General features: G+C 55.3%; 16 protein-coding genes and 6 pseudogenes. 19 read left to right on the forward strand and 3 right to left on the reverse strand.

Going from position 1 to position 20,111, the window contains the following annotated elements; translation table 11 throughout:
- Positions 1–38 precede the first annotated feature (38 nt).
- From IFT99_RS15765 to IFT99_RS26860, 16 genes and pseudogenes are all read left to right on the forward strand, one after another.
- Entirely contained in the window at positions 39–935 is an 897-nt protein-coding gene (locus IFT99_RS15765; RefSeq protein ID WP_192133407.1) for an intradiol ring-cleavage dioxygenase, read from the forward strand.
- A 45-nt stretch (positions 936–980) separates the two neighbouring features.
- The gene (locus tag IFT99_RS15770) at positions 981–1,853 is read left to right on the forward strand and encodes a sugar phosphate isomerase/epimerase family protein (protein ID WP_192133409.1); all 873 of its coding nucleotides are present in this window, start codon (positions 981–983) and stop codon (positions 1,851–1,853) included.
- 58 nt (positions 1,854–1,911) lie between these two features.
- A complete protein-coding gene (gene iolG, locus IFT99_RS15775) occupies positions 1,912–2,907 on the forward strand; it encodes an inositol 2-dehydrogenase (protein ID WP_192133411.1) in 996 nt (331 codons plus the stop codon).
- Positions 2,908–2,952: 45 nt separating this feature from the next.
- Positions 2,953–4,044: a Gfo/Idh/MocA family protein gene (locus IFT99_RS15780; RefSeq protein WP_192133413.1), complete on the forward strand. Its 1,092-nt coding sequence runs from the start codon at positions 2,953–2,955 to the stop codon at positions 4,042–4,044.
- Between the two features lie 108 nt (positions 4,045–4,152).
- A complete protein-coding gene (gene chvE, locus IFT99_RS15785; RefSeq protein ID WP_192133415.1) occupies positions 4,153–5,223 on the forward strand; it encodes a multiple monosaccharide ABC transporter substrate-binding protein in 1,071 nt (356 codons plus the stop codon).
- Positions 5,224–5,277: 54 nt separating this feature from the next.
- On the forward strand, positions 5,278–6,813 hold the full coding sequence (gene mmsA / locus IFT99_RS15790; RefSeq protein ID WP_192133416.1) for a multiple monosaccharide ABC transporter ATP-binding protein: 1,536 nt from the start codon (positions 5,278–5,280) through the stop codon (positions 6,811–6,813).
- On the forward strand, positions 6,810–8,000 hold the full coding sequence (gene mmsB / locus IFT99_RS15795; protein WP_192133418.1) for a multiple monosaccharide ABC transporter permease: 1,191 nt from the start codon (positions 6,810–6,812) through the stop codon (positions 7,998–8,000). Before mmsA ends, mmsB begins: the two co-directional genes overlap by 4 nt.
- A gap of 37 nt (positions 8,001–8,037) precedes the next feature.
- A complete protein-coding gene (locus tag IFT99_RS15800; RefSeq protein WP_192133640.1) occupies positions 8,038–8,340 on the forward strand; it encodes a Dabb family protein in 303 nt (100 codons plus the stop codon).
- Between the two features lie 192 nt (positions 8,341–8,532).
- The gene (locus tag IFT99_RS26835; protein WP_192133420.1) at positions 8,533–8,862 is read left to right on the forward strand and encodes a reverse transcriptase domain-containing protein; all 330 of its coding nucleotides are present in this window, start codon (positions 8,533–8,535) and stop codon (positions 8,860–8,862) included.
- An 85-nt stretch (positions 8,863–8,947) separates the two neighbouring features.
- Positions 8,948–9,124 (forward strand): group II intron maturase-specific domain-containing protein, encoded by a 177-nt coding sequence (locus IFT99_RS26840; protein WP_446731136.1) that lies wholly within the window; start codon positions 8,948–8,950, stop codon positions 9,122–9,124.
- 199 nt (positions 9,125–9,323) lie between these two features.
- Positions 9,324–9,497, forward strand: a pseudogene (locus tag IFT99_RS15815) (transposase domain-containing protein); the annotation flags it as partial.
- A 594-nt stretch (positions 9,498–10,091) separates the two neighbouring features.
- Complete coding sequence (locus IFT99_RS26845; protein WP_446731132.1) at positions 10,092–10,769, forward strand: reverse transcriptase domain-containing protein; 678 nt, start codon at positions 10,092–10,094, stop codon at positions 10,767–10,769.
- Positions 10,715–10,924: a reverse transcriptase domain-containing protein gene (locus tag IFT99_RS26850; RefSeq protein ID WP_446731133.1), complete on the forward strand. Its 210-nt coding sequence runs from the start codon at positions 10,715–10,717 to the stop codon at positions 10,922–10,924. Before IFT99_RS26845 ends, IFT99_RS26850 begins: the two co-directional genes overlap by 55 nt.
- A gap of 843 nt (positions 10,925–11,767) precedes the next feature.
- Positions 11,768–12,473, forward strand: a pseudogene (locus IFT99_RS15825) (IS3 family transposase); the annotation flags it as partial.
- Positions 12,474–12,555: 82 nt separating this feature from the next.
- Positions 12,556–13,341: pseudogene (locus tag IFT99_RS26855) on the forward strand (MCP four helix bundle domain-containing protein); the annotation flags it as partial.
- A complete protein-coding gene (locus IFT99_RS26860; RefSeq protein ID WP_446731137.1) occupies positions 13,333–14,196 on the forward strand; it encodes a methyl-accepting chemotaxis protein in 864 nt (287 codons plus the stop codon). The pseudogene IFT99_RS26855 and the gene IFT99_RS26860, both read left to right, overlap by 9 nt.
- Before the next feature lie 406 nt (positions 14,197–14,602).
- Here IFT99_RS26860 and IFT99_RS26865 read toward each other — a convergent pair whose 3' ends face one another.
- Together IFT99_RS26865 and IFT99_RS15840 are read right to left on the reverse strand one after the other, a co-directional pair.
- Entirely contained in the window at positions 14,603–14,848 is a 246-nt protein-coding gene (locus IFT99_RS26865) for an Arc family DNA-binding protein (RefSeq protein ID WP_446731138.1), read from the reverse strand.
- Between the two features lie 527 nt (positions 14,849–15,375).
- Positions 15,376–15,835: pseudogene (locus IFT99_RS15840) on the reverse strand (GNAT family N-acetyltransferase).
- A gap of 70 nt (positions 15,836–15,905) precedes the next feature.
- Here IFT99_RS15840 and IFT99_RS15845 point away from each other — a divergent pair.
- A pseudogene (locus IFT99_RS15845) lies at positions 15,906–16,652 on the forward strand (transposase); the annotation flags it as partial.
- Positions 16,653–16,900: 248 nt separating this feature from the next.
- On the opposite strand, the gene IFT99_RS26870 reads toward IFT99_RS15845, so the two are convergent.
- A complete protein-coding gene (locus IFT99_RS26870) occupies positions 16,901–17,311 on the reverse strand; it encodes a GFA family protein (RefSeq protein ID WP_192133426.1) in 411 nt (136 codons plus the stop codon).
- 356 nt (positions 17,312–17,667) lie between these two features.
- On the opposite strand from IFT99_RS26870, the pseudogene IFT99_RS15855 reads away from it, so the two are divergent.
- Positions 17,668–18,139 (forward strand): annotated as a pseudogene (locus IFT99_RS15855) (magnesium chelatase subunit ChlI family protein); the annotation flags it as partial.
- Between the two features lie 273 nt (positions 18,140–18,412).
- Positions 18,413–19,996, forward strand: a complete 1,584-nt coding sequence (locus IFT99_RS15860) for a BCCT family transporter (protein WP_192133642.1) — start codon at positions 18,413–18,415, stop codon at positions 19,994–19,996.
- Positions 19,997–20,111 lie beyond the last annotated feature (115 nt).

Here is a 20,111-nt window from a genome sequence, read left to right on the forward strand (position 1 = left end):
GGCCCGGTCCCAATAATAAGAATCAAGGAGAACATGTGATGACAGCCCACCTGGATGCCGAAACGCCTATCGGCGGTCTGTTCGAAGAAGAGCGCTCTGCTGAAATCGTTAACGCTCGTATTACCGATCAAGGCAACCCACGTCTGAAAGAAGTCATGTCGGTGTTGACCCGGCACCTGCACGCGGCCGTCAAGGAAATCGAACCCACCCACGAGGAGTGGTTCATGGCTATCGATTTCCTCACCAAGACCGGGCAGATGTGCACCGATTGGCGCCAGGAGTACATCCTGCTGTCCGACGTGCTGGGTGTGACGATGCTCGTCGATGCAATCAACCATCGTCGTCCCAAGGGCGCTACGCCGAACACTATCCTGGGGCCGTTCTACGTGGCCGATGCGCCACGCTACGCAAACGGTGCCAATATTTGCCTGGACGGCAAGGGTGAGCCGACGCTCGTCAGTGGCAGGGTGCTGGACATCGATGGTAATCCCATCGCCGGTGCGAGGCTGGATATCTGGCAGACCAACGACGACGGCTTCTATGACGTGCAGCAAAAAGGCGTACAGCCGGATTACAACTTGCGCGGGCTGTTTACCAGCGACGCCGATGGCTACTACGCGTTTCGTACCGTCAAGCCACGGCATTACCCGATCCCTGCCGATGGGCCGGTCGGTAAATTGCTGGGCAGTCTGGGGCGCCATCCCAACCGTGCTGCGCACCTGCACTTCATTGTCACGGCTCCCGGTTATGACCAGGTGATCACCCACATTTTCACCCCGGACTGCCCTTATCTGCACGAGGACACCGTGTTCGGTGTGAAGAAAGAGCTGATTGCCCATTTCACTACGCAAACCGATGCAGCCACTGCCCAACGGTATGACTTGCAAGTGCCTTTCCTGGCCGTCAATTGGGACTTTGTCCTGAACCCGGCCTGATTTCCAAAAACCGCTTCTCAACCCTATGATTCATGAGTGAGCGTCATGCCCGATAAAAAAGTAGAACTGCTGGCTGCTTATTGGACTCTCGCAGGCGACACCTACCCAGGTGCGCCCAGCGAAATCAGTCCGTTCTCGCTCCAGGCGCGTGCCGAGGCAGCCGCGAATGCCGGCTGGCGTGGCATGGGCTTGGTGCATGCTGACCTGATCTACAACGTCGCGAAGCTCGGTCTGCCGACCATGCGCAACATCTTCAAGGACAATGGCATCAAGTTTCTGGAAGTCGAGTTTCTGATCGACTGGCACCTGCAAGGCCCGTTGCGCGCTGCGTCCGACAGAGTGCGTGACGAGCTGCTGGACATTGCCGGGGAACTCGGTGCCCACAACCTGAAAGTGGCCGGTGGCCTGTTCGAAGAAGGCCTGCCGGACATTCCGTTGATGCGCGAAAGTTTCGCCGTGCTCTGCGACAAAGCCAAGCCATTCGACGTCAACGTGGTGATTGAGTTTCTGCCGTTCTCCAGCGTCAACACCATCGACCGCGCCATCGCCGTGACTGAAGGGGTACGCGCAAATGGCGGGGTTCTGGTGGATACCTGGCACGTGGCACGCGGCGGCATGAGATTCGATGAAATCGCCAAGTTGCCCCTGGAACTGATCAAGTCGATCGAACTGGACGACGCCAATCACGCGATTGTCGAGTCACTGTTCAATGACTCGACACACCATCGCAAGTTCTGTGGTGACGGCGAGTTGGATGTTCCCGAGTTCATACAACAAATCGTGAATGTCGGTTATCGCGGGCCGTGGGGTGTTGAGTTGATTAGCGCTGAATGCCGTAAGTTACCTTTGGAAGTTGCGGCGAAACGGGCATTCGATAGCACCATGGCACAGTTTGAAAATATCAGGTTTCCGGCATAAAGCCGTTGTACATCTTCGCTGTTAACAACAACTAATAATCGTATTGTGGAGAGACATCATGGTAGGTATCGCAGTTCTGGGCGCAGGCCGTATCGGCAAAATTCATGCTGCCAACGTCGCCGCGAGCAAACTTGCAAAACTGGTAGTGGTCGCCGATCCGTTCGCCGATGCTGCCGCACGGCTGGCCGATGAGCTTGGGGCCGAGGCGATGACCGATTGCGAGGCCGCCATCGACCGGCCCGATGTAGACGCCATCGTGATCGGCACGCCGACTCACACCCACATCAATCTGATGCTGCGAGCAGTGCGCCAGGGTAAAGCAGTGCTGTGCGAGAAGCCTATCGACCTCGACATGGCCAAGAGTCTGGCCGCAGTCGAAGAGGTCGAGCGTCTGAATGGTCGAGTGATGTTGGCGTTCAACCGTCGTTTTGAAACCACCTTTGCCCAGATGCGTGCAGCCATCGAAGCCGGTGACATTGGTGAAGTGCGTCAGGTGATTATCAGTAGCCGTGACCCTGGCCTGGCCCCTGAAGAATACATCCAGCACTCGGGCGGCATTTTTCGTGACATGACCATCCATGACCTGGACATCGGACGCTGGTTGTTGGGCGAAGAGCCGGTGGAACTGACCGCCATCGGCAGCAGCCTGATCGACCCTGCCTTGATGGAAAAGTATGACGACTACGACACTGCAATGGTGCAAATGCAGACGGCTTCAGGCAAACAGTGCCACATCAACAACTGCCGTCAGGCTGTATACGGTTATGACCAGCGCATCGAAGTCTTCGGCTCCAAAGGCATGCTGCAAATGGACAACCTGCGTCCTACCACCATTCGCCGCTGGAACGAAAGCGTTACCGACGCCCGCGAGCCGCTGCTGAATTTCTTCCTTGAACGCTACCAGCAAGCTTACAAGGCTGAGCTGGATGCCTACATCGATGCTCTGGCTAATCGCAACCCCATGCCAACCACCGTACAGGACGGCCTGCAGGCCCTGCGATTAGCCGATGCCGCGGTTGAATCGGTCAAGACCGGGCGCGCCGTACGCCTTTGAACGCTGGTAACGCAGATTTCTGGACTGCAACTCCTGGAGAAGATCATGTCCTACAAACTTGAGAGCGGTACCACCATCGGGGTCGCATGCCTGGGTATCACCCACCCGCACACTTCGGGCCGGGTCAAGGCCTTCCAGCGCATGGCTGATACCCGGTTCCTCGGAGCCTACGATGACAGCCCGCTGCTGCAGCCGTTCTGTGATGCCCTTGGCCTGCTGGCTCGCAGCAAGGAAGAGATCCTCGCCGACCCGAACGTGCACGTGGTCCTGGTACATCCCAAGAGCTATCTGATGGCCGAATGGGCCATCGAAGCGCTCAAGGCCGGCAAGGCCGTGCTTTGCGAGAAACCGGCCGGGCGTGGCAGTCATGACACCCAGCGCATCGTCGAAGCGGTGCAAAGCACTGGCGGGCTGTTCCAGGTGGGTTACTGCTGGCGCTACGCGCCATCGGTGGAAAAAATGCAGCAGGTGCTTGAGAGCGGCGAGATCGGCAAAGTACTGCAAGTACGTGCCCATGCCGGATGTTCCCACGATGAGGCTGACACCAATCATATGAAGCAGCCCGGTGACCGGGGCGGTGCCTTTTACGTGATCGGTTGCCACACTATCGATCGCATTCTGCTGCACTTTGGCAAACCACACTCGGTCAACGCCCGGATCACCAAATTCGCCGGGCAGATGAGCGATTCGGCCCGTGAGGATGCGGTGGGTGCTGTTCTCAACTACGACGACAAACTGGTGACCATCGACTTCATGTCCTGGGACCCGACCCCGTGGACTGAAAGCTGGGACATCACCGCCTACGGCACGCACGGCATCATGCATTCCACGCCCATGCCGGCGTCCTACAAGCTTTACCACGACGGCAAGATTGGCCATCAGCAAGGCTGGACGCACTGGAACGAAAACAGCTTCCCGGAGATATGGGCCGTCAGAAAGACCGTCTATTCGCCGGAAATCGCCGAGATTGGTAACCCGGTTTATTTCGATCGCGAGGCGGCTGCGTTCGTCAAGTCGTTGCGCACCGGCGAGCCGTCGATCGTTCCGGCGACCCAGGCGCACAACATCAACGTGATACTCGAAGCGTTGTTCGAGTCGGCTGATGCCAACGGTCAGGAAGTTCACCTGAACTGGTAATACCTCGCAGTCCCGATTGGCAAAAAAATCCTGTCCGGCCCTGAATTCAAGGCCGGCCGGGCCCCTACATCGCCAAGAAAATGAAAACAACAAGAAAACGAGGACACTATGCACAAGATCATCAAGTTGGTTGCGACCGTGGTGCTGGGCCTGACCATGGTGGCCTGCAATAAACAGGACACCAACAGCAAGGGCACGATCGGCATCGCCATGCCGTCGAAGACAGAAGCCCGCTGGGTGTCGGACGGTAGCAACATTGTCGATTCGCTGAAGAAGCTGGGCTACGACACTGACCTGCAATATGCCCAGTATGAGGCGCCAACCCAGTTGTCGCAGATCGAAAACATGATGGTCAAAGGCGTCAAAGGGCTGATCGTGGCACCCATCGACGGCACCACCATGGCTGACGTGCTCAAGCAGGCCAAGGAGAAAGGCATCAAGGTGATTTCTTATGATCGCCTGATCCGCAACTCCAAGGACTTCGATTACTACGTCACTTTCGATAACTACCGCACGGGTGTGCTGCAAGGGCAATCGATCGTCGACACGCTGGCACTCAAGCAGGGCAAAGGCCCGTTCAATCTGGAGATATTCGCCGGCTCCACCGATGATAACAACGCCCACGTGGTCTACGCCGGTGTCATGTCTCAGCTCAAACCTTATATCGACAATGGCAAGCTAATTGTGCGCAGCGGTCAGATCGACATTGACAAAACAGCTACGCCTAACTGGGACGGAGGCCTGGCCCAGGCGCGGATGGACAACCTGCTCAGCGCGTTCTACGGCACTGCGCACCTTGACGCGGTACTGGCAATGAACGACCAGATCGCCAACGGCGTGGTGTCTTCATTGCGCGGTGTCGGCTACGGCAGCAGCAAATCGCCGATGCCGGTCATCACTGGCCAGGATGCCGAAGTCTCCAGCATCAAATCGATCATCGCCGGCAATCAATCCTCGACCATCTTCAAAGACACCCGTTCCCTGGCACAGGCCGCAGCGCAGATGATGGACGCAGAACTCAGCGGCAAGACCGTCAGCGTCAACGATACCAAGTCCTATGACAACGGTTCGATGGTAGTACCGACCCAACTGCTAACCCCGCAACTGGTGGACCGCTCCAACTGGCAGAAGAGTCTCGTCGACGACACCAAGTTCTACACCTTGGAGCAGTTGCGCTAGTTGATTGCGCCGCAGGCGGTCGGTGACGGCTGCCTGCCGGGCAGGAGAAATGAAATGAGCAAAACGATTCTCGACATGCGTGACATCCAAAAGAACTTCGGTCCGGTGAAGGCGCTGACCCGTGTGAGCCTGACCGTCGATGACGGCGAGATTCACGCTATCTGTGGTGAAAACGGTGCTGGCAAATCGACGCTAATGAAGATCCTCAGCGGGGTCTATCCCCACGGTAGCTATGGAGGGGAAATCATCTTCGACGGCGAGCTGCGAAAGTTCGGCAGCCTGCGTGACAGTGAAGCCCTGGGCATCTGCATCATCCATCAGGAGTTAGCGCTCGTGCCGATGCTGTCGATCACTGAAAACCTGTTCCTGGGAAATGAAATCGCCACCCACGGGGTGATTGATTGGGATCAGGCGCACCGGCGTGCCCGTGAGTTGCTGGCGCGAGTCGGTCTGGATGCACTGCCGCAGACCCTTGTTGCCAACCTGGGTATCGGCCAGCAACAGATGGTTGAGATCGCCAAGGCGCTGGCCAAGGATGTGCGCTTGTTGATACTCGACGAGCCCACCGCCAGCCTCAACGAAAAAGACAGCGACACCTTGCTCCGCCTGATGTTGGAGCTCAAGGGACGAGGGATCACTTCGATCATCATTTCCCACAAGCTCAACGAGATCGGCCGAGTCGCCGATACGATCACTGTCATCCGTGACGGCAGTACCGTGGATGTTATTGACTGCAGCGCCGAAGCCATCGACGAGGCCCGAGTCATCCGTTCAATGGTTGGCCGCGAGTTGTCTGATCGCTATCCCTCGCGGGTGCCGAATATCGGCGAAGTGCTGTTCGAGGTTGAGGGCTGGTCGGTCGGCGACCCCGAGCATGCCGGACGCGATCGCATCCGCGATATCAAATTCAATGTCCGGCGCGGGGAAGTGGTGGGTATTGCCGGCCTGATGGGCGCCGGTCGTACCGAGTTCGCCATGAGCGTGTTCGGCAGGTCTTACGGCACCAATGTTCGTGGCAAGGCGCGTCTTGATGGCGAGAATGTTGACCTGCGCACCGTGCGCAAGGCCATCGACCTGGGCCTGGCTTATGCAACTGAAGACCGCAAGGGCGCAGGCCTAGTGCTGGGCGACAGCATCACCCACAACACCAGCATGGCCAACCTGGCTGCCGTCTCCCAGCGCTGGGTCATGAACGGTTTGGCGGAAACCGCCGTCGCCAAGGACTTTCGCAGTCGTCTGCGTATCCGCAGTCCAGACGTCGAGCAGTCGGTGGAGAAGCTTTCAGGGGGCAATCAGCAAAAGGTCGTGCTGGGCAAATGGCTGTTTTCCAACCCCAAGGTGCTGATTCTCGACGAGCCCACACGCGGAATCGATGTCGGGGCCAAGTATGAAATCTACGGGGTCGTCAACCAGGTCGTTAGCGAGGGCAGGGGAGTGGTGATGATTTCCTCGGAACTGCCGGAACTGCTGGGCACCTGTGACCGTATCTATGTGATGAATGAAGGACGTTTTGTGGGCGAGTTTTCCATCGCCGAAGCGTCTCAGGAAAAAATCATGCAAGCAATCATGAAAAATGAGGTGATCCAATGAGCGAAGCCAGCCTGCCTCTATCCTACAAGTCGACGGCATTGACCTCGTTCAAGCGCGGTGCGCGCGAATACGGTCTTCTTGCGTCGTTGATCGTCATTATGATCTTCTTCCAGGTGGCTACCGGTGGCGCACTGATGCAGCCCCTGAACCTGACCAACCTGTTGTTGCAGAACAGCTATATCGTGGTCATGGCCCTGGGCATGTTGATGGTCATCGTCTGCGGCCACATTGACCTGTCAGTCGGCTCGGTGGTCGGTGTGATCGGCTCCATCGCCGCGGTTTTGATGGTGAAGTACCAGATGGATTTTTTCAGCGTCATGGTCATCTGTCTGTTGGCCGGTGGTTTGATCGGTGCAGCCCAGGGCTATTGGGTGGCGGTGTGGCGCATGCCTTCGTTCATTGTGACCCTGGCCGGTATGCTAATTTTTCGTGGCGCAACTATCGCCATTTCCGAGGGGCAGTCGATCGGTCCGTTCCCTCCGGCCTTCACAGCGCTGAGCTCGGGTTTCATTCCAGAATTGTTCAGTTATGCGGACCTACGGATCACCTCGTTACTGCTGGGTGTGATAGTTGCGGCGCTGTTCTGGGTCGTGGAATACCGCAGCCGCAGACGTGCCGCCAGAAGCGGCGGTGCAGTGGCCCCTATTGCCTTGTTCGCGTTGAAAAACGGCATTGTCGCCGGGTTGATCGTATTCTTCTGCTACTTGCTGTCGACCTATCGGGGCATTCCCACCGTGATGGTCATCATGAGTGTGTTGATCGGCGTCTACACCTTCGTAATGAACCGTACTGTGATCGGTCGCTGGGTCTATGCCGTCGGTGGCAACCTCAAGGCGGCCAAGCTTTCTGGGATTAACACCTCTCGCGTCACCTTTCTGGCTTTTGTCAACATGGGGGTTCTGGCGGCCGTGGCCGGGCTGATTTTTGTGGCCCGCCTCAACAGCGCGACACCCCGTGGGGGCACCGGCTTCGAGCTGGATGTCATCGCAGCAGTATTCATCGGCGGCGCATCGGCCTCCGGCGGAGTCGGCAAGGTCGTAGGTGTGGTGATCGGCGCATTCATCATGGGCGTACTCAACAATGGCATGTCGATCATGGGTATCGGCATCGACTATCAGCAAATGATCAAGGGCGCCGTGCTGCTGGCCGCGGTATTCGTCGATGTCTATCAAAAGAGCAAGGCGTGATATGGCTGTCATCCAGGGCATCGCGGGGGGGACAGCGATGATCAAGCATATAGTGATGTGGAATCTGGCCGGCGAGACTCCGGAAAAAAACCGCAGCAACTGCCGGGAGCTTAAGGAATTGTTCGAGGGCTTGGCTGGGCGGGTGCCAGGTTTATTGAAAATCGAAGTTGGAGTGGATATCAGCCGGATTGATTATGCGTGCGATGTGGTGCTCTACACCGAATTTGATTCGCAGCAGTCACTCAGCGGCTATGCCGTGCACCCTGAGCACCTGCGTGTGCGGCAAGTGCTAGGTAACCTGCGAATTGCCCGGCATCAGGTGGACTATGTAGTTGAGTAGCCAGGGCAGGTGTCGAGGCAATGGTGCGAATCCGAAAACGCATGGGCTAGCCCTGACCCTCACAACTTCAACTCGCAATGACGTTCGTAGCTGGCTGACTCGGGCCACTAATGGCCTGTGGAAAGGAAAGCACCAAGGACTGGTCGACCCTGTACCGAGTCGATCAGGGTCTTACGCTGGCTGCAAGCGCCGATGCAGAGTGAGACGGGGTTGCTTCAGGAGCGGGGACGAGGGACACCTCAAGGGGGTGTGATCTCGCCCTTGTTAGCCAATTTATTCCTGCATTACGCCTTTGATCGTTGGATGGACAGGGCACATCGCGGCGTGTCGTTTGAACGGTATGCCGACGATATTGTTATTCACTGCACAAGGATGAGCGAGGCTGTCCGAATCAGGGAGAGCCTGACACGACGGATAAGTGAAGTGGGTCTGACCATCAACGAAGAAAAGTCGAAGATTGTCTACATCGACACATTCGAGCGGCACAATGTCGCGACGAGCTTCCACCTTTCTTGGATATGACTTCAAGGTGCGAACCCTGAGGAACTCCAAGGGCGAACTCTTTCGTAAGTGCATGCCGGGAGCGTCGATGAAGGCGATGCGCAGGATGGTAGACACGATCAAACACTGGCGCATCCATCGATCCACTACGGATGACCTGAGGGATTTTTCTCGTAGGTACAACGCTGTGATTCGAGGATGGATCGAATACTACGGTAAATTCTGGTACAGAAACTTCAGCTATCGATTGTGGAGCGCATTGCAATCGCGCCTGCTCAAATAGATGAACAGCAAGTATCGAATCTCTACACGTCAAGCGGAGCATCGGCTGCGTCTTGTTCGAAGAGAGAATCCGGAGCTGTTCGCGCATTGGTATTTACTACGTGCATCGAATGTGTGATCAAGAGCCGTATGACGGGAGACTGTCACGTACGGTTCTGTGAGCAGCCGAGGGGTGAAACTCCCTTCGGCTGACTCGACTCGCGGGCTCGTTACGCGGCGGTAAACGTGCGGCGGCGATCATGAGTTTGATCCAGTCGGCGCGGCTCAACGGACATGATCCGTACGCTTACTTGAAGGATGTTCTTACACGCCTGCCGACACAGCGGGTGGGTGAGATTACCGAGCTGTTGCCGCACAGGTGGGTGCCCGTTTAATCACGCAAGGTGTGTTGGGCGGACGCTTAGAGCGCCAGTTAAAGCTGGCAGAGGATAGTCGATGAAAGTTCGATACTGGTAAGAAATGGCGAATCAACCAGACCCCGAGTCATGCATGTTGCACCGCGAGGTGCAGGGTGAAGCGTTGACAGGGGAAACCGATGGGCCAGCCATTGAGCCGCGTAATCAGGAATTCGGGATGCCGATGCTGTTAAGCGAAGCAGAAGGCAATACGGAATATGGCGCTATACGCCAGTCATGCTCTGATCCCGCGCGGTCGGAGACCCTGTGCACGTCGGGAAGTCCTTTGCAGAGAAACTGGAAGATCTCAGCGGTGCCCGGCGCGCAAGCACCGGGCGGAGCAGGAAAGGCCAAAAGCCGTAACCCTGCTGCCTACGCCGCTGAGAAGTCGGATACGTCCGTAGTACTGAGAAGCCGTCGAACAAAGGGACAGGCCCTGCGGAGATGGTGGAGGAAAGGGACGTAGCCAAGGGAAACACCGACAGGCCTCCCGTGCCCCGGACACAGAGCCGGATCAGTTGCGCGTCGATGGGACTTGGAGGTGTACGTGAAGCAGCCCGCAGGAACAAGGGCATGCAGTTCACGGCATTGCTGCACCACATCACACCACAGTTATTGGCGCAGAGCTTTTATGCGCTGCGGCGCGATGCTGCGGTGGGCGTGGACGGTATGTCGTGGCGAGACTATGAGGAAGGTCTTCCCCAGCGTGTGACCGAGTTGCACGGAAGGCTTCACAAAGGAGCTTTTCGAGCAACGCCATCGCGGCGGGTCTACATTCCCAAAGCCGATGGCAGGCAGCGCCCGTTGGGTATTGCTTCTTTGGAGGACAAGCTCGTCCAGCAGGCGGTTGTCACCGTTCTGAATGCGATCTATGTGGAAGACTTTCTTGGATTCTCGTATGGGTTTCGACCGGGCCGCAGTCAGCACGATGCGCTGGATGCGTTAACGGTCGCGCTGAAAAGCCAAAAGGTGAATTGGATACTTGATGCGGATATCACGTCGTTCTTTGATGAGATCGACCATGAATGGATGCTGATGTTTCTAGGGCACCGGATTGCAGACCCGCGCTTGCTCGGGCTTATCTGCAAATGGCTTCAAGCGGGTGTTATGGAGGATGGCCGTAGGGTGGCTGCGACCAGGGGACGCCCCAAGGCGCAGTTATATCGCCGCTGCTGGCGAATATTTATCTTCACTACGTGCTGGATCTATGGGCAAGGCAGTGGCGCGAGCGCCACGCCCGTGGTGATGTGATTTTCGTGCGCTATGCGGATGACAGTGTGGTGGGGTTCAGGACGAAAGTGCAGGCTCAGCAGTTCCTGGTGCAGTTGCAAGATCGGTTGGCCAGGTTCGGCCTATCGCTCAACGCCTCGAAAACACGGCTGATTGAGTTTGGTCGTTTGCCGTGATGAATCGCAGGAAACGAGGCTTGAGAAAACCGGAGACTTTTGATTTTCTGGGTTCACCCACTGTTGTAGTGTCAGCCGACGCGGTGACTTCCAAGTACTGCGACTGACTGTCAAAAAGCGTATGCGTGCGACGCTGCTGGCTATCCGGAGTGAGTTGAAATACCGGCGTCATGAACCCATCCAGGTTCAAGGGCAATGGCTTACCCGAGTAGTGAGTGGGTACTTTAATTACCACGCGGTACCGGGAAACTTGAAGCGGCTGAGTGGCTTCAGGAAAGCCGTTTGTCGATACTGGCGCCAGGCGCTCATGCGACGTAGCCAGCGAAATCGGCTGCAATGGTCTCGCTTCGGGTTGCTCACAAATCACTACATACCCAGCCTAAAGAATGCACACCCATACCCTGAGGATCGCTTCGCGTCACGTACCCGAGGCAGGAGCCGTATGCGGTAGTTCCGCACGTACGGATCTGTGCGGGGGGTGGCAGGTAACTGCCATCCCTACCGCGACCCATCCTTCGGCTGTTAGTCTCCTAGACAGCCGTCGGTCGACCCGAGTTAAAAAGGCATGCCCCACCCGCCTGTTGGGGTCCAAGGACTGTGATGATCATCTGCAGCAATTCGCCATAGCTATTGTCGGTTGCACTGAGGGCGTATCGCGGAAAATAGTGGACTCCATCCCGCTCAATGGAAATAAGCATCCTAGCGCGAACCATGCCATCAATATCCAGAGTGTGAACGTAAGCCATATGTGTAATCAGAGCATATAGTTCATTTCGGGCTAGCCAATCACCGCAGGCCATCAGCCTTAGCTTTCCTCGCTCGACAATGCCGGCCACCCTTTCACGAGCCCGAATGCAGGTGGCGGAAAATTACACCGAAGTGTGTCGTGCTATGGCAGACATCTTCGAGTGCAATCATCGCTGCTATGGCTACCGACGTATGAGGGCTTTGCTGAGAGGGCAGGCGTGCGTTCGTCAGAGAAGGTGGTGGAGCGCTCGATTAAGCAGGAGCGCCTAGTGGTCTCCAAGCCAAAACGGCGTCGATACGGTTCCTACCTCGGAGAGGTCAGTCCCGCGCCGGAGAATCTCGTCAACCGGGACTTCAAAGCTGTTGCTCCGAATGAGAAATGGCTGACTGACATCTCGGAGTTCCAGATCCCGGCCGGCAAGGTGTACCTGTCTCTAATCATCGACTGCTTCGATGGGAAGGTTATCAGGTGGTCGATCGGCACCCATCCCGACGCCGGGCTCGTCAACACGATGCTGGATGCCGCCGTTAAAACGGTGGCCGGCGACGATAAACGGCCTGTGGTTCACTCCGATAGAGTCGCGCGCTACCGATGGCCCGGCTGGCTATCCTGCATCGCTGATGCGAAGCTGATTCGGTGGATGTCGCGCAAGGGTTGCTGATAACGCGGCTTGTGAAGGCTTCTTCGGCCGGCTAAAAACGGAGCTGTTCTTCTCACAACTGGCAGTCAACGAGCATTGAGCAGTTCATTCAATGCATGGACTCATACATTCGCGGGTACAACGAGAAACGCATCAAGATATTCCAACAATCCCTCAAGTCTTCCGGGATCCGGCCGATACAAAGCTCCGTTTCAAATTTCTATAAACCCCTAAGAGAACTTTATGTCTTTGTTGGTAAATGTCAAGTTGAAATCTAAACTGCTGCTTGCTTTTGGTTTGTGCTCCCTGATCACCATAGCTGTGGCAGCACTGGGCCAGTCCGGCATCAGCAAGATGTACGGTCAACTACAAGAGACCGTTAGCACCAATTTGGTCTCGATTCAGAAGACCGACACGCTTAAGGCAAATGTGATTGCCACTAACCGGGACTTTTTCAAAGCCATCGTATTGACCGCTGCGAACGCCAGCGCCGCCGACGTCAACGCCGTCATCCAGTCGTATCGTGATAACAGGTCCGATGCCGAGACTGCCTTCAGAATTTACCGTGAAACACCGCTACAAAACGACGAACGAGTTGCTGTCGACAAATTCGAACGTGACTGGATGACCTACATTTCAGCCGTCGAGACCGGTTTTACTGCACTCACTCATGGTGACATTGACCAGGCTCGAAAAGTCGCTACAAGCAGCGTTGGACCTGCTTACCGTATCGTTGTGGATGAGATCAAGATCTTGGTCGAATCAAATGCCCGCCAGGCTGCTGACGTAGTCACAACTGGCGATATCGCTAACAAACAGGTTACCTGGATACTTATCATAGGGTGCTTGGTCGCTGTAGTAGGTGCCGCAACACTCGGTATGGTTGTCACTAACATGATCATTCGTCCAATTCAGCGATCAGTTGAAGCTGCAGGGCGAGTTGCCAAAGGTGATTTGACACAGTCCATCGAAGTACGAGGTACCGACGAAACTGGACAGTTGCTACGGTCACTATCCCACATGCAAGACAATCTCAAAGACACAGTGCGGCAGATAGCAGATGCTTCGAATCAACTGGCGTCTGCAGCGGAAGAGCTCACGTCAGTGACTGAAGACAGTTCCCGTGATCTGGTGCGACAAAACGACGAAATTCAACAAGCCGCTACTGCAGTCAATGAAATGACTGCCGCAGTTGAAGAGGTGGCACGCAACGCAGCCAGCACTTCCCAGATTTCCACTCAGACGGCTGATAATGCGCTGAAAGGCAAGAAACAAGTGGCGCAGGCGGTGACGTCTATTAATACGGTCACAGTGGAGATTATCGATTCCACGCAGTCTGTCGAGGCATTGGCCGGACAGATTCACGGCATTACGAAGGCTCTGGACGTAATCCGTGGCATAGCTGAGCAGACCAATTTACTAGCTTTAAATGCTGCAATCGAAGCTGCACGGGCTGGTGAGCAGGGCCGTGGCTTTGCTGTCGTAGCCGACGAGGTACGCGCTTTGGCGCATCGTACACAGGTTTCGACAGGGGAGATCGAGATAATGATCAGTAAGGTGCGTAACAGCGCTGATGATGCGGTTCAGGCAATGGGAAAAAGCCGGAACCTTGTCAAAAGTACTCAAACACTCGCCGCTGAAGCTGGCCATGCCCTGGAAAGGATCAGTGAAGGCGTTGGTCAGATAAATGAGCGAAACTTGGTAATTGCAAGTGCGTCTGAAGAGCAGGCGCAAGTTGCCCGTGAGGTGGATAAAAACCTCGTCAACATTCATGATCTGTCGACGCAAACCGCATGTGGTGCAAATCAGACAAGCTCATCGAGTCATGAATTATCAAAATTAGCCATGTCGTTCAATACCTTAGTAGGGCGTTTCAAGCTATAATCACCTGTCGCCCTAACCGTCATACCACTGTGAAATGCGGCGTGCCTAGGGACAGCTTAGAGGCTTGCAAATTCTGGGAGGCTACTGCCAGGGCACTCTCGGTTAAGTAAAGCGCCCAAGTACTTCACGTTCTTGGGCTTACCTAAGTGTTAAGCGCCGCCCCTGGTGGGACGGTGCTCTCCGCGCGCGACGCGCCTCGATCAGTTGAGTCATGGTCTATTCAGTGATCAGACGCCATCGTTACCAGGGGATAGATCGATGTCGGAGTGCAGTTCTGAATGCCACCAGTTCGATTTGGAAATCACTGAAACCACTCAAATGATGCCGACAATCACAGGCGTAGGAGCCAGTGCAATCGCGGTAGCTGATACCCCGCCGTTCGCCATTGCTGCCTCAAATCACTGCGCTAATAACAGATAATGCATTCACGATACATCCACGGACTTGATTGATCTTCATCCCTATCATTTCCTCTACTCTGAACGTCCAGCTTGGCGCATAGCGTTTTCAGCGAGCTGTTGTTTTCAGCTTCTAAGGCGCTTTGCCCGCATTCATGGAAGCGGGCTTTCAAGCGCGCGATTATTTCTGAGTTGATGCTGCGGCGGTTGACCACCGCACTGCGTTTAAGCCGCTCGACCAGTTCTGCCGAAATGAATACGCACCAGACGGCTTTTTTTACTCATACGGCCTTTTCCTATGCGGATTTGTTGGCTAGCGGGTATAGGAGGAAATCGGTAAATCTGACCCTAATCAAGCATTCCAGCCGCGGCGTGGCAGCGCAGCTCCAGGTACTCTTGGCAGAAGGCCGCAGCATGACTCTTCCAAGATCGAGGAGCCTAGTAAGCTTAAGCGTCTCGTGAAGTCGTCTGGATAGAGCAAATGGTCTAAATACGATCAGATTTCCCGAAAGAGCAATTCGCCAATTTGCATTTTCGGTTCTTGACACATTGCTCAAATTTCCAGATTATCAATCAATGACCTCTACAAATCTAGTTAGCATGATGCGTCCCTTGATAACTGCATTTGGCGGGCCATAGGGCGATGCGCGCTTAGAACAGAAGCATAACCGGAAGCCCCGCCAGAAATGGATGGGGCTTTTTCATTCCCCTTCCAAACATTGATGACAAGGAGTAAGCGTCCGGGTAATACACCTTGCTTAGGTTTTTTGCTGTTATTGCCTCAAGGCTGAGTATTACTAGCGTTATACTTGTTGATATCAAATCTTTTCTGCATGAAAAACCGGTTGTATCCAACGACCGGGTAATCTTTAAGTTCTCCAAATATGCTGAAGCCGAGCCGGAGGTAAAAGTCCGGTGCTTGAAAAGAGAATGTGTCCAGCCAGATACCTTGACAGCCTTTTCTCACGCGCCAGAGCTTCCGCCTTGTTCATCAACTTTGCGCCCAACTCTTGCCCTCGGGCGACGTCAGGTACTACCAGCAACTCAACAAATAACCACTGCCCAGAAATTTTTGCGTATGGCCCACCTTGCATAGCCCCCGCGTCATCCTTGATTAAGATCGCAAGTTTTTTAGTTCCGATGAGCCCCGTTTGTGCTTGGTTGTATTCGCGAAACGGTACCAAAATAGCTTGGTAATCCGCCTCTTGAGGCGTCTCATGTATCTCTATCCGTAAGTCCACAGCTTTCTCGTTGAGTAGTTTGTGATTAAACGGGCGCCACAACGATGTGGTAACAAGTTGGTAGCGTCACTTGACCGACCAGGGTGCCCGTTCGATGATGACGCGCGGCAGCGGTATCGTCGGCTACAACGTGCAGACGGCTGTCGATACGCAGCACCATCTAATAGTTGCTCATGAGGTCACCAACAGCGGTTCAGACCAAGACCAACTCAGTTCAATCGCGAAGCAGGCTCGTGAAGCTATCGGCGCAGAAACGCTATCCGTGGTGGCTGACCGAGGCTACTTCAAGGGTGAAGAAATCCTTGCCTGTGACGACGCAAACATCACGGCCTACGTGCCTAAGCCAGTAACTTCAAGCGCCAAGGCTGATGGGCGATTCAACAAAGATGCCTTCGTGTATGACTCGACGAAAAACGAATACACATGCCCGGCGGGAGAGGCACTGATCTGGCGATTCTCCAGCGTTGAGAAAGTCATGAATATGCACTCCTACTGGAGTTCAAATTGCCAGAGTTGCACCCTGAAAACCCAGTGCACGCCAAGCACAAATCGTCGAGTAAGGCGTTGGGAACATGAAGCTGTGCTGGAGGAAATGCAACGCCGACTGAACCAAGCACCGGAGATGATGCGAGTTCGAAAACGGACTGTTGAGCATCCGTTCGGGACGCTCAAGCAATGGATGGGGGCAACGCACTTCCTGACTCGAAAACTGAACGGGGTGAGCGCAGAAATGAGCTTGAATGTGCTCGCCTATAACTTGAAGCGGGTGATGAAAATCATCGGCACCGAAAGCTTGTTGAAGGCGATGGAGGCATAAAAGCTCGGTTTTACTGCCCCAAAGAGGTGCCAAAGCTCTTCATACGTGCTCTGAAGCGTTACCGGCGCAGATCCTGGTAAATAGTCGGGAAATCGCCACGCCCACCAGCAATGGGCTGAAGCACGCACGATAAGAAAGAGTGTATACACACTCTGGGCCAGTTATGGACGCCGAGAAGCTCGGCTGGAATTGGCAATCGGAACAGGACTGCCTCTTCGAAATCACTCGAGAAATCAGTGCGTTTTCGACTACTGAGGTGACTGTGGAAAGTGAGGGATTCTAGGATCAAGGCAAACCCACTGCTGCGCACTAGCGGTGTAGATGTCAAGCATCGGTTTGAAGCTTGTAGCATCGTCTAGCGAGGGGAATCGGATTGATGTGAACTGTGGGTGCGCTTCGCTGCATGTGAACAAAGGCGTGCCGCAATCGGAGCAAAAACTGCGGGTCGCGAGTCCATTACTGCTTGCAGGCACTGCGTAGGTCTTTGGCGTACCGCTGATCTGAAGGTCGTCAGTCATGACGACGATACCGGAGGCAAAAGGAGCACCGCTTGAGATCTGACAATCCTTGCAATGGCAGTTGATCATGGCAATGGGCTCCTGCGCTCCTATGTAGCGGACCGATCGGCATGCACACCCACCGGAAAAAGGAGTATTCATTTTGTGGCCTCTTATTGACGATAATTCAAGTATAACGACTTATTGAATAGCCGGCCTTTTTTGGCCGATTCCTGCCTATCGTCACCCGTTGAACGACCCACTCAAACGATAAAGGTGGATGAGCGTCGTCGTCCAAACCGTTGCAAATCGGGGACCAAAGTGGACTGCAATTTCCCACCTAGTCCGGTGCTATGCAAGTGAGCGGTAACACCGGTTGCGATGAGTTGTGAAAACCGGAGTGCATTTACCTCTGGCTATAATTATTAGCGCCTCAAGCGGTCCCTTGCAGCGTCGAATTCGATATGTGGATGTGCAAAAAATAGCTGCTAGGTTCATTTTTTCTGTTAAAGGCCTTGATTATACTAGCGATGAATCCCTGCCCTGTGGATATTTGTAGAGGCTATGGACGTTGCCGTTGCTCGACCGAGCAGATTCAACACAATCGCAACATACTCCGGACACTATTGGATCGTATTGACCTGCACCTGACAGTCGCCCGGAAGGTCACAGCACTCAATCCGGGGCCACAAACCGGTGAGAGCACTGCCAGCGCTGCCCTGTTAGTGGCTCAGACACGAGATATCCAGAACAGGCGTCAAGGCTAGCGCCAATGCATTTCTCGACTTGCCCGCCCTGCGACGGCATTGCGCACTGACACGCACCGACGAAGCCTGGCTGGAATTGGCGTGCAAGCGCCTTACGTTGTCCTTGCGAGCGGCCAATCGACTGCTGAAGCTGGCGCGCACGCTGGCTGATCTGGATCAGGCTCAAGCGATCGGCAGAAACCACATCGCCGAGGCATTGCAATATCGCCCGGCAAGCGGCTAAGCGCCGGACAGCGCCTGCCGGGCGACAAAAACCTGGACCCGCTTGCATCAATTGCAGGCACTCAAGCGGCTGCGGCATCTGATATGAGCTTAAACAGTGCGACATGTCGCTGCGGAATGCCCCCATGCCCAATCGTTGATTGCGCCTCAATGGCTTTAGACTGTTATCTATATGGCCCTCGAGACTTCGATGCGAACTCGACGCGGGATGCGTTCAAAGTGCGCAATAACACAGCCAGTTCAGGCTAAGAACTATTTGTCCGGGAGACACGAGATGAAGTATCCGTTACGGCAGTTAGTTTTCTGGCCGACCTTTTTGATTCTGATGGCGGCGGTCACCGCCAGCTACGTCGACCTTGAGTCGTTCCTGCGCACAAGTTCGCAGCTCAACAGCTTGATCCTCACCAATTGCTCATGGCTGTTCAGCGCGGGCTCTTTCGCGTTGCTGGTGTTGACGTTTGTCGCGTATTTCTCGCCGCTGGGCAAGGTACGTATTGGCGGCAAAAATGCCGAACCGCTGCTGAGCAAATGGCGCTGGTTCATGGTCGCGTTATGTACAACGCTGGCGGTCGGGGTGTTGTTCTGGACAACTGCCGAGCCGCTCTACCACCTGCACTCTCCGCCGAGCAGCCTGTCACTTGAACCAGCCAGCGCGGCGGCAAAAAGCTTCGCTATGGCCACGATGTTCCTGCATTGGACTATCACGCCTTACGCGATCTATCTGGTGCCGTCGCTCGTTTTCGCGCTGGTGTTCTACAACCTGCGCAGCAATTTCTCTATTGGTGCGATGCTGCAGCCATTGCTGGGGCAAGCGCGCGTCAAACGCTACGCGGGCCTGATCGACACCATGGCCATGTTTGCACTGGTCGCCGGCATGGCCTCTTCACTGGGCACCGGCGCACTGACGCTTTCAGGTGGCCTGAGCCAGTACATCGGTGGCGAAACGACGCCGTTGCGGCTGGCCATAATCATCGGCGTCATCGTTATCACCTTCGTGGCTTCCGCCGCCAGCGGCTTGCAGCGCGGTATCGTAATGCTCTCCTCATTCAACACTTGGATCATGCTCGCGCTGGGTCTGTTCATGCTGGTCTGTGGGCCGACTCTGTACATGTTCAGCCTTGGTGTCGAATCGCTGGGCGTGTATTTGGATAATTTCTTCGCCATGAGCCTGTTCACCGGCGCCGCAAGTGGCGACACGTGGCCGCAAAGCTGGAGTGTCTTCTACTGGTCGGTATGGTTCGCCTGGGCGCCTGTCAGTGCGATGTTTCTCGGCAAGATCGGACGTGGCTATACCGTACGTGAATTCGCGCAGATAACCATGTTTTATCCCGCGCTGTTTACTGGCCTGTGGATCTGCATTTTTTCCGGTAGCAGCCTGTATTTCGACGCCTTGGGCGATGGCAGCCTGAACAAAGTGCTCACTGACCAGGGCGTGGAACATGTGCTTTATCAGTTATTCCAGCAACTCCCGGCCAGCGGGTTGATGGTCGCTTTCCTTCTATTTGTCGCGTTCATCTCGTTCGTAACTGCGGCGGACTCCAGCACCGACGTCATAAGCAATCTGTGCAGCAAGGGCGTGACGGCGGACTCGGACCTTGATGGCAACCCGCTGCTGAAGGTGGTCTGGGGCGTGATCATTGGAGTCGTGTCCTGGGTGATGGTGGCGTTTGTAGGCATTGATGGCGTGAAAATGCTTTCGAACCTCGGCGGCCTGCCAGGGATGATCATCGTTTTACTCGCTAGCACCTCCCTGCTCATCTGGCTAAGACACCCAGAGATCCTCTCCGGCAACGTAACTGAAACAGTGCTCGACCCGGAGGCGCCGGCAGGTACTCGTGCGGGAGAAGTCATGCAGTGATTCGACGCTATTAATCTGCTTGATCAACACCCTTACAGGCCCACCCGCTGCCCTTGAGGCAGTTGGCAAGCAATTCATCGACAGAAGCCGACCGGGCGGGCAGCGATCCGTTCGC

The organism is Pseudomonas sp. CFBP 8772 (assembly GCF_014841665.1).
GTDB lineage: Bacteria > Pseudomonadota > Gammaproteobacteria > Pseudomonadales > Pseudomonadaceae > Aquipseudomonas > Aquipseudomonas graminis_B.